The following is an 11,694-nucleotide window of genomic DNA, read 5'->3' on the forward strand; positions in this document are numbered from 1 at the left end:
CGCCTCAAGACCCTGCTGGCCGCCCCGGTCATCGTCGACCTGCGCAACGTCTACAAGCCGCATGAGATGGTCCGCCACGGCTTCACCTACGCCTCGGTGGGGCGCGGGGCGTGAGCGCCGGACCCGTCATCGTCACCGGCGCGGCCGGCTTCATCGGCATGCACGTGGTCGAGCGCCTGCTCGACCGCGGCGAGACGGTGATCGGCGTCGACGTCTTCAACGCCTATTACGACCCGGCCCTGAAAGACGCCCGCGCCGCGCGCCTGGAGGGCCGCCCGGGCTTTACGATGATCCGTATGGACATCGCCGAGCACGAGGCCCTGCTGGCGCTGGTCCAGTCGTCGGGCGCCCGGCGGATCGTCCACCTGGCCGCCCAGGCCGGGGTGCGCTACTCGATCGACAACCCCTTCGCCTACGAGCGCTCGAACCTGGCCGGCCACCTGTCGGTGCTGGAGGCCTGCCGCCACGGCGGCGTCGAGGCCCTGGTCTACGCCTCGTCGAGCAGCGTCTATGGCGAGCGGCCGCTGGCCGGCGAAGGCTTCAAGGAGACCGATCCGGCCGAGGCCCCAGTGTCGCTGTACGCGGCCACCAAGCGCTCGTGCGAGCTGCTGAGCCAGAGCTACGCCAGCCTCTACGGCTTTCCGCAGGCGGGCCTGCGGTTCTTCACGGTCTACGGTCCCTGGGGCCGGCCCGACATGGCCTATTTCAGCTTCACCCAGAAGATCCTGCGCGGCGAGCCGATCGAGGTCTATGGCGAGGGCAGGATGGCCCGCGACTTCACCTATATCGACGACATCGTCGACGGCATCGTCGGCGTGCTCGACAACCCGCCGCCGCGCGGCGGGCACGAGGTCTACAACATCGGCGACAGCAACCCGGTCGGCCTGATGGACATGATCGCCGCCCTGGAGGCCGCCATCGGCCGCCAGGCGGAAAAGGTCTTCCTGCCGATGCAGCCGGGCGACGTGCCGGCCACCTATGCCGACGTCTCCAAGCTGCACGCCCTGACCGGCTACAAGCCGAAAGTCGGCGTCGAGGAAGGCCTCCAGCGCTTCGCGGCCTGGTACGCCGACTTCTACGGCCGCTAGGTTCCCTACTCCGCCGCCTGCCCCGCGATCATCGCCGCGCGCATGGCCTCGGCCTGCTCGGGCGAGACGCCCATGGCCGCCAGGATCGGCGAGGGCGTGCGCGTGTCCCAGCTGCTGCGCGGGCCGATGGTGATGCCGCCGTCGACGACGATGTGGGTTCCGCTGACGAAGGCGCTGTCGTCGCTGGCCAGGTAGAGGGCCGCGGCGGCGATGTCCTCGGGCAGGCCGGCCTTGGCGATGGGCTGGATCTTGGGCCCGACCTCGGCGACGCGGGCGGCCATCTGGTCGGCGACGTCCCGGGAAAGCCCGATCGAGGCGCCGAAGATCGAGGTGGCGATCAGGCCCGGGCAGATGGCGTTGACCCGCACGCCCAGCGGCGACAGTTCGGCGGCCGCGCAGCGGGTCATGTGGATCACCGCCGCCTTGGCCGAGGAATAGGCCAGCGGCCCGAAGCCCGCCTGCAGGCCGGCGATCGAGGCGGTGTTGATGATCGAGCCGCCGCCCCTCGCCTGCATGGCCGGCAGGGCGTGCTTCATGCCCAGCACCGGACCGCGCAGCAGCACGGCGAAGGTGGCGTCCCAGGCCTCGCCGGTCATGTCGGCCACGCCGTTGTGGGCGCCGCCGTGGCCGGCGTTGTTGAACAGGATGTCGAGCCCGCCGAAGGCCTGCGTCGCCAGGCCGATGGCGGCGGCGATGTCGTCCTCGACGGTGACGTCGCAGCGCGAGAAGCGCACGGCGTCAGGAAAGCGCTGCTCGAGGATCGCGCCCTTTTCGGCCTGCAGGTCGGCGGCGACCACGCGCGCGCCCTGGGCCACGAACAGTTCGACGGTTCCCAGGCCTATGCCCGAGCAGGCCCCGGTGACGACGGCGACCTTGCCGTCCAGACGTCCGGCCATGCGGCGTCCTCCCTTTTGGCGCGCGGCCTCTGGAGGCGGGCCGCTTGGCGCGGGAGGATCATGGGACGGGCCGCCGCCAGCGGCCAGCCTTACGCGGCGTCAGCGGCCGAGGCGCGATCGAACGGCGAACGGCCCTGGGCGGGGCGGCGGGCGACCAGGCTGAACAGCAGCCACAGGGCGCACGGAACCAGCATCACCGCCCAGGCCAGCACCAGGCCGGCCAGGCCGAAGACGGCGCAGACGCGCTGCCAGACGTTGGCCTGCTCGGCGGCGCGGCGACGCGGCTTCTTGTCGATCTTCAAACCCATGGGTCCCCCACGGACGTCAGGTTAAGGCTTGAGCGCGAGATCGGTGGCGCGCCGATAGGCGGCCTCCGGCGGAACGGCGTTCTTCTTTTTGCCCGGCTTCAGCTGCCGCGCAAGAGCCCTGCGCGCGTCGACCATGGCCGGACCGAACAGGTGCCAGGGCTCGACGCAGTAGCGGGTGAACAGCCGCTCGGGATCGGCCATCAGCCGGAACAGCCACTCCATGCCCACCTGGCCCATCCAGCGCGGCGCGGCCAGCTGCACGCCGGCCTCGTAGTCGAAGGCGCCGCCGACCGTGAAGCCGACGCAGGGGTCGAGCTTCTTGTGGTTCTCCAGCAGCCACTTCTCCTGGCGCGGCATGCCCATGCCGACGAACAGGATGTCGGGCTTATAGGCCTTGATCCTGGCGACCACCGCCTCGTTCTCGGGCGAACCGTCGGTGACGTCGAAATAGCCCTGATGGCTCTCGACCCGGGCGTTCGGCCAATCGCGACGGATGTTCTCCAGCGCCTTGTCGGCCACGCCCGGGGCGCCGCCGACGAAGAACACCTTCCAGTTCTCCTTGGTGGCGCGCGCCCAGAAGTCGTTGCGCCAGTCCAGATAGGTGCAGCGGTGGAAGCGGCGGCTGGCCCGGCCGACGATGCGCGCCCAGAAGATCAGCGGGACAGAGTCCACCTCGATCAGCTCGGCGGCCTCGAAAAAGTCGACGACCTGCGGGTCCTTCTGCAGCAGATACAGGCTGTGCAGGTTGTGGTTGGCGACGATCGCGCCCTTGCCGCCCGCGATCCGGCCGGCCACGAAGTGGAAGACCTCTTCCGGGCGCACGAGATCCATCTCGCCCCCGAGCACCTTCACGCGCTCCTCGGGACGCCGGTTCATACGGTACGGGCGGCGCGCCTCCACGGGAAACGCGTCGCGAGCAGGAAGGAACATCTGAACGCCGCCTCCGACTATTCGAAGAGCAGCAATAGCCCAGTTGATCTCACCGCTTTGCTAAGGGACGTCCTTACCGACCGTTTAACCGTATGATTTTACTGTTGTTTCAGAACGGGACGGCAGAGGGGTGATTTGCGAAAGCTTAACCACGCCGCTCGTGCAAGGCCGCCTGAAGGCTTGTGAGCGCGGCTTCGGGAAAGGGCGCGCCCCACCGCGCCAGGTAGCCCCCGCTCCCGAACGTCGCCAGGAGGTCCTGCGCGCTCGAGACGACCGATCCCGCCAGGGTTCGCAGCCGGGCGACCTCGTTAAAGATCACCTCGCCTGCTGGCCGCCCAGTGAGCGGCCAGTCCGCAAAACGGGAGACGCTCACCCGGACCGCACCGGCGGCCTGCGTGGTCAGCGTGAGCGCCAGGCAACCAGGCTCGTCGACGAAGACGACCGTCGCATCCGTCGCGCCGTCCCTGAGGAGGGCTGCGAGCGCGCTCATCAGGTCGCCGAGCACGTCATCGGACAGACGGCTGGCGAACCACTCGACACGGGAACCGCCGATTTCGAGCGAACACGTCGCCCAACGATCGTCGTGCACCTGGAACAGAAATCGAGCCCCCATCGGCTCAGCATGTCGCAGTCGCCCGGAGGCGGCAAGTCGACGCGGGAGGCTGCCTGCAAGGGGCCGTGGAGCGAAGTCGCCGCCGAACGACAGGCCGGTAGGGACCCTACTCCACCGTCACCACGACCTTGCCCATGGCCTTGCGGCTGGCCAGGTGCGCGATGGCGTCGCCGGCCTTTTCCAGGGGGAAGCGTTCGGAGACGTAAGGCTTGATCTTGCCGGCGGCGTAGAGGTCCATCAGCTCGCGCACGTTGGCGGCGTGGCCGGCCGGGTCCCGGGCCACGGCCGCGCCCCAGAACACGCCGACGATGTCGCACGACTTCAGCAGGGTGAGGTTCAGCGGGATCTTCGGGATGCCCGACGGGAAGCCGATCACCAGCATGCGGCCGCCCCAGCCGGCGGCGCGGATCGTGGCTTCGGAATAGTCGCCGCCGACCGCGTCATAGGCCACGTCCCAGCCGTTGGGGCCGCAGGCGGCCTTCAGCTGGTCGGCCAGGGCCTTCTGGCCGTCCTTGTCGAAAGGCCCGCGGGCATAGACGACGCCGGCGTCGGCGCCGCGCGAGATGGCCAGGTCGACCTTCTCCTGGCTGGAGGCGGCGGCGATGACCCGCGCGCCCATGGCCTTGCCCAGCTCCACCGCCGCCAGGCCCACGCCGCCGGCCGCGCCGAGCACCAGCAGGGTCTGGCCGGGCTTGAGGAAGCCGCGGTCCTTCAGGGCGTAGTACGAAGTGCCGTAGGTCAGGATGAAGGCCGAGGCCTCGTCGAAGGGCATGGCGTCGGGGATCGGCGTGCAGCGCGCGGCCTCGACGGCCAGCTTGTCGGCCATGCCGCCCCAGCCCGTGGAGGCCAGCACCCGCTGGCCGACCGACAGGCCGGTGACGCCCTCGCCCAGGGCCGCGACCACGCCCGAGACCTCGCCGCCGGGGGCGAAGGGGCGCTGCGGCTTGAACTGGTACATGTCCTGAATGATCAGCAGGTCGGGATAGTTGACCCCGCAGGCCTTGACGTCGATCAGCACCTGGCCGGGCGCGGGAACCGGATCGGGCAGGTCTTCCAGCACCAGGGTCTCGGGTCCGCCGACCGCCTTGCTGAGCACCGCCTTCATCTCGCTTCTCCCTGCCTCTTTGTTTAGAAGGCCGACGCTAGCGCAGGCGCGACGACCGAGAAAGCCAAATGTCAAACAAACGTTTTACCCTCGCCCTGCACGGCGGCGCCGGCGCCAAGCGCGGCCATGACTACAGCGTCGAGATCGCCCACATGCGCGGCCTGATCGAGACGGGCCGCGAGCGGCTGGCGGCGGGCGCCAGCGCCCTGGACGTGGTGGTCGAGACCGTGGCGGCGCTGGAAGCCTCGGGCCTCTATATCGCCGGCAAGGGCGCCTCGCCCAACGCCGACGGCGCGTACGAGCTGGACGCCAGCCTGATGGACGGCGCGACCAGCCGCGCCGGCTCGGTGGCCGCCCTGCAAGGCTTCGCCAGCCCGATCCGCGCCGCCCGGGCGGTGATGGACCAGACCCCGCACGTGATGCTGGCCGGCGAGGGCGCCATGGCCTTCGCCCGCGCCCAGGGCCTGGAGACGATCTCCGATCCCGAGACCTACTACACCCATGCCGGCGCCTTCGAGGACAACGCCCCTCCGGGAGGGCTTCCCACCGGCACCGTCGGCTGCGTGGCCCTGGACCAGGACGGCCGCCTGGCCGCCGCCACCTCGACCGCCGGCGTGTTCGGCAAGCTGCCCGGCCGGGTGGGCGACAGCCCGATCATCGGCGCCGGGGCCTGGGCCGACGGCTGGGCGGCGGTGTCGTGCACCGGCCAGGGCGAATATTTCATCCGCACGGCCGTGGGCGCGCAGATCGCCCACCGCATCCGCTTCGGCGGCCAGGACCTGGACGAGGCGGCGGCCGGCGCCATCCAGGGCGTGGCCGACCTGGGCGGCCACGGCGGCCTGGTGTCGGTGGACCGCGACGGCAACGTCGCCATGCCGTTCGCCTCCAGCGGCCTCAAGCGCGCGGCCCTGATGCCCGACGGGACGATCCTGGCCGAAGCCTTCTGATCCAGCCTTCCCCCTTGACCCCGGCCGGTCCCGCGCCAAGAAGGGAGCCGGGGCAACCCACGGACTCGTAATGGAAATCGGAGCGCGACCTTGAGCCAAGCCATCCTCGTGGCCGGCGGCGCGGGCTATATCGGCTCGCATACCTGCCTGCGCCTGGCCGAGGCCGGCTTCACGCCCGTGGTCTACGACAATCTCAGCAACGGCTGGGAAGCGTTCGTCCAGTGGGGTCCGCTGGAGGTGGGCGACGTCAACGACCCGGTACGGCTGGCCGAAGTGTTCGCCAAGCACAGGCCCGTGGCCGTGATCCACTTCGCCGCCTTCGTCGAGGTGGCCTTCTCGATCGCCGAGCCGGGCGCCTTCTACGGCACCAATGTCGGCGGGGCGATCACCCTGATCGAGGCCGCCCGCAAGGCCGGGGTCAACAAGCTGGTGTTCTCGTCGACCTGCGCCACCTATGGCCCGCCGGTGACCCTGCCGATGGACGAGACCCACCCGCAGGCGCCGCTCAACCCCTATGGCCGCAGCAAGCTGATGGTCGAGCAGATCCTGCGCGACATGGACCGCTACAAGGGCTTCCGCTCGGTGGTGCTGCGCTATTTCAACGCCGCCGGGGCCGACCCCGAGGGGCGCATCGGCGAGAAGCACGAGCCGGAAACCCACGCCATCCCGCTGGCCATCGCCGCCGCCCGGGGCGAGCGCGACAAGTTCACCCTCTACGGCAGCGACTACGACACCCGCGACGGCACCTGCATCCGCGACTACGTCCACGTGCTGGACCTGGCCGACGCGCACGTCTCGGCGCTGAAGTGGCTGCTGGACGGCAAGCACAGCACGGCCTTCAACCTGGGCACCGGCGAGGGCACCTCGGTGCGCGAGCTGGTGGCGGCGATCGAGCGCCGCTCCAACCGTCATTTCCCGCTGGAGACCGTCACCCGCCGCGACGGCGACGCCCCGATCCTGGTGGCCGACAGCGACAAGGCCCGCGCCCTGCTGGGCTGGACCCCGCGCTACGGCCTCGACGACATCATCCAGCACGCCTGGGCCTGGCACGCCAACGGCGCGACCACGCTGAAGCGTTGAGGCGCGAAAGCGGCTTTCCCGCGAGGGTGGAAACCCTCTAGCCTGGGTCCATGCATGGCCTGGCCCTCGCCCTGATCTGGCTGGCCGCGACGCCCCCGGCGGTCGTGGGGGACGGCGTGGCGGCCAGGGTCCGGGCCGGCGCCGACGGACGCGGCGAGGTTCGGGCCGCCATCGACATCCCCGCCCCGCCCGAGCGGGTGTGGCGCACCATCCTCGACTGCCGCCTGGCCGAGCGCATGACCCCCAGCGTCAAGCGCTGCACGGTGCTGGAACGCTCGCCCGACGGCCGGACCGAGACCCGCGAGCACTGGATCAAGCGCGGCCTGTTCTCGCCGATGCTGCGCTCGGTGTCGCGGCTGGAGCTGGAGCCCGGCCGGCGCATCGGCTTCCGCTGCATCGGCGGCGACATCGACGACTGCGAGGGCCAGTGGCTGCTGACCCCGCTGGACGACGGGGCCGCAACCCGGGTGGTCTATGAGAACAAGGTCAGCGCCCCCTTCGGCCTGCCGGCCGGCATGGCGGCGGCGGCCATGCGCCGCGACGTGCCGGCCGCCCTGCTGGCGCTGAAGCGCGAATGCCTGGAGCCCCGCCCATGAACGCCGCCCACGTGAACGCGCCAGAACCGCTGTGGCTGTTCGACGGGGTGTGCAACCTGTGCTCGGGCTCGGTGCGGGCGGTGCTGGCCATCGATCGCAAGGGGATCATGCGCTTTACGCCGATCCAGTCGGACTACGGCCGGGCCCTGGCGATCGCCCACGGGATCGATCCGGACCATCCGGCCAGCTTCCTCTATCTCGACGGCGGCCGGGCGCTGGAGAGGAGCGCGGCGATCCTGGCCCTGCTGCGCCGGCTGGGCGCGCCGTGGTCGGGGCTGGCGGCCGTGGTCGGCCTGGCGCCCAAGGCCTGGCTGGACGCCGGCTACGACTGGCTGGCCGCCAACCGCTACCGGCTGATGGGCAAGCGCGCGACCTGCATGGTCCCCACGCCGGCCCAGCGGGCCCGCTTCGTGCTGGAGCCGCCGGCGGCATGAGCCAAGGCCTCTTCCCGCGCGTCATGGGCCCGGCCTTCGCCGACCTGCCCGCCGCCGTGCGCGCCGTCCACCAGGGGCGGCGGGCGGTGAGCCTGCACGGCCATGCCCGGGCGCGGGGCGACGGCGGCGCGGCGGCCCTGTTCCGGCGGCTGCAAGGCCTGCCGGGCCCCGGCGTCCACGACACGGCGGTGGCGATCACGCCCCTGGCCGGCGGCGAAGCCTGGACGCGCCGGTTCGGCGACCGGACCTTCGCCTCGCGCGTCGCCCCGGCGACCGGCGACCCGCGCGCCTTCGAGGAGACGGTCGGCCTCCTGACCTTCCGCTTCCACGCCACGCCCTGCCCGGCCGGCTTTTCCTGGATCTTCGAGGGTTGGCGCCTGGGGCCCCTGCCCCTGCCCGCCGCCTGGGCGCCGCTCAGCCGGGCGCGGATCTTCGAGCGCGACGGAACCTACCGCTTCCGCGTTCTGGTCGCCCATCCGTGGCTGGGCGTGATCTTCGGCTATGCCGGACGGCTGGACCGGCCGATCGGGGACTAGCCCTTGCGCAGGCGCGCGTTGATGGCGGGCCGGCAGACCGACAGGCCCAGGATCAGCGGGGCCAGCATCACCGCCAGCACGTAGCGCTGGATGTTGTCGGCCCGCTTGATGAAGTAGCGCGCCAGGCCCACGCCCTTGTGGAACTCGACCTTGACCGGGTGCTCCAGGCTGGTGTGGCCCAGGTGGATGACGCGCGCGTTCGGGTGGAACAGCACCTGGCCGCCGGCCTGGCGGGCGCGCCAGCACAGGTCGACGTCCTCGACGTGCAGGAAATACCCCTCGTCGAAGCCGGCCAGGAAGTCGAAGTCGGCGCGCCGCAGGGCGAAGCAGGCGCCGGAGATGGTCGGCATCTGGGTCGGCTCGGCCGGCAGCGGCTCGTGCTCGCGGTGGATCTCGAAGCGCTTGAAGCGCGCCACCTTCTGGCTCAGCTGCGAGAGGCTGAGCAGGGTGGTGACCGGCGTCACCTCGCCGCGACGACCGCCGCGCTGCTCGGTGCCGTCGATGTTCATGACCCGCGCGCCCATCACCGTCGGCACCGGCTGGCCGCGGAAGGCCGAGACCATGGACGGCACGCAGTCGGGCTGCAGGTTGGCGTCGGGATTGAGGAAGATCAGGTATTCACCCTGGGCCACCGAGGCGCCGAGATTGGCGCCCTTGGCGAAGCCGACATTGCCGTGGCCCTGCACCAGCTGGACCCGCGGCTCGGTCAGGCCCAGCGCCCGCAGCATGTCGACGTCTTCCGGCGGCGAGCCGTTATCGACGATGACGAACTCGTCGACCATCGGCTCGGCCAGCACGTGGCGGATGCTTTCGACCAGCGCCTCTCCCGTCCAATAGACGACCATCACCACCGAGACCAAGGGCTTGGCGGGACGCGCGCCTGCGGCGAGCACCGTGAAGGACGGGAGAATGCTGTTCATGTCAGACCTGGACAGGCTCCCGCGTGGATTGCGGCGCGCGGGCGCGAGCGAGGTCGGGGGGCGTGGCTTCCTGGACGAGCACGGACAGCGCTTCATCGAGCGAAAGGATCTGCTGACCCTCGCCGCCCAGGCGCCTCAGGGCGAGCTGCCCCGTCTCCGCTTCCTTACGTCCGACCACCGCGATCACTGGAACCTTGGCGAGGCTATGCTCGCGAATCTTGTAGTTGATCTTCTCGTTACGCAGGTCGACTTCCGCGCGCAATCCCATAGCCGTCAACCGCTCGACGACAGTGCGCGCGTAATCGTCAGCGTCCGACGTAATCGTCGCCACAACGATTTGCGTCGGCGCCAGCCAAAGCGGCAGGTGGCCCGCGTAGTTTTCCAACAGAATACCGATGAACCGCTCGAACGACCCCAGGATCGCGCGATGCAGCATCACCGGCCGCTTCTTGGATCCATCCTCGGCAACGTACTCGGCGTCCAAACGTTCCGGCAAAACGTAGTCGAGTTGCAGCGTGCCGCAGGTCCACTCGCGGCCGATGGCGTCCTGGACGATGAAGTCGAGCTTGGGCGCGTAGAAGGCGCCGTCGCCCTCGGCGATCACCGGCTCGACGCCGGCCAGACGCGCGGCCTCGGCCAGCATGCCCTCGGCCTTGTCCCAGAACTCGTCCGTGCCGGCGCGCAGCTCCGGACGCGTGGCCAGGGCAACGTACTTGGTCGTCATGCCGAGATCGGCGTGGATCATCCGCGTCAGACGGATGAAGCGCTCGGTCTCCTCGACGATCTGGTCCTCGCGGCAGAAGATGTGGGCGTCGTCCTGGGTGAAGGCGCGCACCCGCATCAGGCCGTGCAGGGCGCCCGACGGCTCGTAGCGGTGGCAGGCGCCGAACTCGGCCATGCGCATCGGCAGCTCGCGGTACGAGCGCTGGCCGACGTTCCAGATCTGCACGTGGCCCGGGCAGTTCATCGGCTTGAGGGACAGGATCTCGCCTTCGACCGTCTCGCAGACGAACATGTTGGCGCGGTACTTGTCCCAGTGGCCCGAGTTTTCCCAGAAGGTCTTGTCCAGCACCTGGGGCGTCTTGACCTCGATATAGCCGGCCTTGTCGAGGCTGCGGCGCATGTAGGCTTCGAGGTTCTGCCAGAGCTTCCAGCCCTTCGGATGCCAGAAGACCATGCCCCGGCCCTCTTCCTGCATGTGGAAGAGGCCCAGCGCCTTGCCCAGCTTGCGGTGATCGCGCTTCTCGGCTTCCTCGATGCGCTTCAGATAGGCCTCGAGATCGGCTTCCGAGGCCCAGCTCGTGCCGTAGATGCGCTGCAGCTGGGCGTTGTTCTGGTCGCCGCGCCAGTAGGCGCCGGCCAGCTTGGTCAGCTTGAAGGCCTTGCCGACGTGCTTGGTCGACGGCAGGTGCGGGCCGCGGCAGAGGTCCTTCCAGTTCCCCTGGCGATAGACCGTGATCGTGTCCGTGCCCGGCAGGTCGCGGATGATCTGGGCCTTATACTGCTCGCCGATCTCGTCGAAGTGCTTGATGGCCTCGTCGCGGTCCCAGACCTCGCGCGTGATCTTCTCGTCGCGGTCGACGATCTCCTTCATGCGCTTTTCGATCGTCGCCAGGTCGTCCAGGCTGAACGGCTCGTCGCGGGCGAAGTCGTAGTAGAAGCCGTCCTCGACGTTCGGGCCGATCGTCACCTGGGTGCCGGGGAACAGCTCCTGCACGGCCTCGGCCAGCACGTGGGCGGTGTCGTGGCGGATGGTGTCGAGCGCCTCGGGGGCCTCGCGCGTCAGGATCTCGAACTTGCGCTCGCCGGTCAGCAGGTCGGGCGTCAGGGCGCGGTCGAGGTCGAGCACCTGGCCGTCCAGCTTGATCAGCAGGGCCTTCTTCTCGAGCGACTTGGAGATGGCCGCGGCGACGTCCCGCCCCGTCGAGCCGTCGGGGTACTGACGGGAGGAGCCGTCGGGGAAAACCAGATCGATCATTCTTCACACATCCACTTGCGCGGCTCGCGCGGCGGAGGCGGCGGGTCGTACCCCCAGCCCCCGAACGGATTGCATCGGCAGATCCGTCCCAGCGCGAGCCAGGACCCCTTGGCGGGTCCGTGATCCTTGAGCGCCTGGGCCGCATACTCCGAACAGGTCGGCAGATAGCGGCACTGGCGCCCGATGAGAGGCGAGAGCGTCAACTTGTAGGCGCGCAGGCCAAAGTCGACGACGCGGTGATAAAGGCTCATGCCGGCGCTTTC

General features: G+C 70.0%; 15 protein-coding genes. 7 read left to right on the forward strand and 8 right to left on the reverse strand.

Features of this window, described 5'->3' with window-relative positions; genetic code table 11:
- The coding region (locus DDF62_RS26155) for a hypothetical protein (protein WP_244286789.1) at positions 1–114 on the forward strand (114 nt) is incomplete at its 5' end.
- A complete protein-coding gene (locus DDF62_RS10175) occupies positions 111–1,088 on the forward strand; it encodes an NAD-dependent epimerase/dehydratase family protein (RefSeq protein WP_116489013.1) in 978 nt (325 codons plus the stop codon). The genes DDF62_RS26155 and DDF62_RS10175, both read left to right, overlap by 4 nt.
- Before the next feature lie 5 nt (positions 1,089–1,093).
- Here DDF62_RS10175 and DDF62_RS10180 read toward each other — a convergent pair whose 3' ends face one another.
- The 5 genes from DDF62_RS10180 to DDF62_RS10200 all read right to left on the reverse strand — a co-directional run bounded on the left by DDF62_RS10180 (position 1,094) and on the right by DDF62_RS10200 (position 4,940).
- On the reverse strand, positions 1,094–1,984 hold the full coding sequence (locus tag DDF62_RS10180; protein ID WP_116489014.1) for an SDR family NAD(P)-dependent oxidoreductase: 891 nt from the start codon (positions 1,982–1,984) through the stop codon (positions 1,094–1,096).
- An 89-nt stretch (positions 1,985–2,073) separates the two neighbouring features.
- Positions 2,074–2,292 carry a hypothetical protein gene (locus tag DDF62_RS10185; protein WP_116489015.1) on the reverse strand — a complete coding sequence of 73 codons (219 nt, stop codon included), beginning with the start codon at positions 2,290–2,292 and terminating at the stop codon, positions 2,074–2,076.
- A 21-nt stretch (positions 2,293–2,313) separates the two neighbouring features.
- Positions 2,314–3,222, reverse strand: a complete 909-nt coding sequence (locus DDF62_RS10190) for a WecB/TagA/CpsF family glycosyltransferase (protein ID WP_116489016.1) — start codon at positions 3,220–3,222, stop codon at positions 2,314–2,316.
- Positions 3,223–3,367: 145 nt separating this feature from the next.
- Positions 3,368–3,811 carry a hypothetical protein gene (locus DDF62_RS10195; protein ID WP_133244910.1) on the reverse strand — a complete coding sequence of 148 codons (444 nt, stop codon included), beginning with the start codon at positions 3,809–3,811 and terminating at the stop codon, positions 3,368–3,370.
- A 130-nt stretch (positions 3,812–3,941) separates the two neighbouring features.
- On the reverse strand, positions 3,942–4,940 hold the full coding sequence (locus DDF62_RS10200) for an NADPH:quinone oxidoreductase family protein (RefSeq protein ID WP_116489018.1): 999 nt from the start codon (positions 4,938–4,940) through the stop codon (positions 3,942–3,944).
- 68 nt (positions 4,941–5,008) lie between these two features.
- On the opposite strand from DDF62_RS10200, the gene DDF62_RS10205 reads away from it, so the two are divergent.
- The 5 genes from DDF62_RS10205 to DDF62_RS10225 all read left to right on the forward strand — a co-directional run bounded on the left by DDF62_RS10205 (position 5,009) and on the right by DDF62_RS10225 (position 8,533).
- Positions 5,009–5,887, forward strand: coding sequence for an isoaspartyl peptidase/L-asparaginase family protein (locus DDF62_RS10205; protein WP_116489019.1), 879 nt, complete (start codon positions 5,009–5,011; stop codon positions 5,885–5,887).
- Positions 5,888–5,977: 90 nt separating this feature from the next.
- Entirely contained in the window at positions 5,978–6,967 is a 990-nt protein-coding gene (gene galE, locus DDF62_RS10210) for a UDP-glucose 4-epimerase GalE (protein WP_116489020.1), read from the forward strand.
- Positions 6,968–7,017: 50 nt separating this feature from the next.
- The gene (locus tag DDF62_RS10215) at positions 7,018–7,563 is read left to right on the forward strand and encodes an SRPBCC family protein (RefSeq protein WP_116489021.1); all 546 of its coding nucleotides are present in this window, start codon (positions 7,018–7,020) and stop codon (positions 7,561–7,563) included.
- Entirely contained in the window at positions 7,560–7,997 is a 438-nt protein-coding gene (locus tag DDF62_RS10220; RefSeq protein WP_116489022.1) for a thiol-disulfide oxidoreductase DCC family protein, read from the forward strand. Before DDF62_RS10215 ends, DDF62_RS10220 begins: the two co-directional genes overlap by 4 nt.
- Complete coding sequence (locus DDF62_RS10225) at positions 7,994–8,533, forward strand: DUF4166 domain-containing protein (RefSeq protein WP_116489023.1); 540 nt, start codon at positions 7,994–7,996, stop codon at positions 8,531–8,533. The genes DDF62_RS10220 and DDF62_RS10225 overlap by 4 nt, the downstream gene beginning before the upstream one ends.
- On the opposite strand, the gene DDF62_RS10230 is transcribed toward DDF62_RS10225, so the two are convergent.
- The 3 genes from DDF62_RS10230 to yidD are packed head-to-tail and all read right to left on the reverse strand — an operon-like array spanning position 8,530 to position 11,682.
- The gene (locus DDF62_RS10230) at positions 8,530–9,453 is read right to left on the reverse strand and encodes a glycosyltransferase family 2 protein (protein ID WP_116489024.1); all 924 of its coding nucleotides are present in this window, start codon (positions 9,451–9,453) and stop codon (positions 8,530–8,532) included. The genes DDF62_RS10225 and DDF62_RS10230 overlap by 4 nt on opposite strands.
- A 1-nt stretch (position 9,454) precedes the next feature.
- Positions 9,455–11,431 carry a threonine--tRNA ligase gene (thrS, locus tag DDF62_RS10235; protein WP_116489025.1) on the reverse strand — a complete coding sequence of 659 codons (1,977 nt, stop codon included), beginning with the start codon at positions 11,429–11,431 and terminating at the stop codon, positions 9,455–9,457.
- Complete coding sequence (gene yidD / locus DDF62_RS10240) at positions 11,428–11,682, reverse strand: membrane protein insertion efficiency factor YidD (RefSeq protein WP_101713535.1); 255 nt, start codon at positions 11,680–11,682, stop codon at positions 11,428–11,430. The genes thrS and yidD overlap by 4 nt, the downstream gene beginning before the upstream one ends.
- Positions 11,683–11,694: the final 12 nt, after the last annotated feature.

Source organism: Caulobacter radicis, from assembly GCF_003094615.1.
GTDB lineage: Bacteria > Pseudomonadota > Alphaproteobacteria > Caulobacterales > Caulobacteraceae > Caulobacter > Caulobacter radicis.

Coding starts and splice junctions, on each gene's coding strand:
- thrS (WP_116489025.1), bottom strand. CDS start 11,431: ATGATCGATCTGGTTTTCCCCGACGGCTCCTCCCGTCAGTACCCCGAC.
- DDF62_RS10205 (WP_116489019.1), top strand. CDS start 5,009: ATGTCAAACAAACGTTTTACCCTCGCCCTGCACGGCGGCGCCGGCGCC.
- DDF62_RS10220 (WP_116489022.1), top strand. CDS start 7,560: ATGAACGCCGCCCACGTGAACGCGCCAGAACCGCTGTGGCTGTTCGAC.
- DDF62_RS10230 (WP_116489024.1), bottom strand. CDS start 9,453: ATGAACAGCATTCTCCCGTCCTTCACGGTGCTCGCCGCAGGCGCGCGT.
- DDF62_RS10190 (WP_116489016.1), bottom strand. CDS start 3,222: ATGTTCCTTCCTGCTCGCGACGCGTTTCCCGTGGAGGCGCGCCGCCCG.
- yidD (WP_101713535.1), bottom strand. CDS start 11,682: ATGAGCCTTTATCACCGCGTCGTCGACTTTGGCCTGCGCGCCTACAAG.
- DDF62_RS10215 (WP_116489021.1), top strand. CDS start 7,018: ATGCATGGCCTGGCCCTCGCCCTGATCTGGCTGGCCGCGACGCCCCCG.
- DDF62_RS10200 (WP_116489018.1), bottom strand. CDS start 4,940: ATGAAGGCGGTGCTCAGCAAGGCGGTCGGCGGACCCGAGACCCTGGTG.
- DDF62_RS10185 (WP_116489015.1), bottom strand. CDS start 2,292: ATGGGTTTGAAGATCGACAAGAAGCCGCGTCGCCGCGCCGCCGAGCAG.
- DDF62_RS10225 (WP_116489023.1), top strand. CDS start 7,994: ATGAGCCAAGGCCTCTTCCCGCGCGTCATGGGCCCGGCCTTCGCCGAC.
- DDF62_RS10180 (WP_116489014.1), bottom strand. CDS start 1,984: ATGGCCGGACGTCTGGACGGCAAGGTCGCCGTCGTCACCGGGGCCTGC.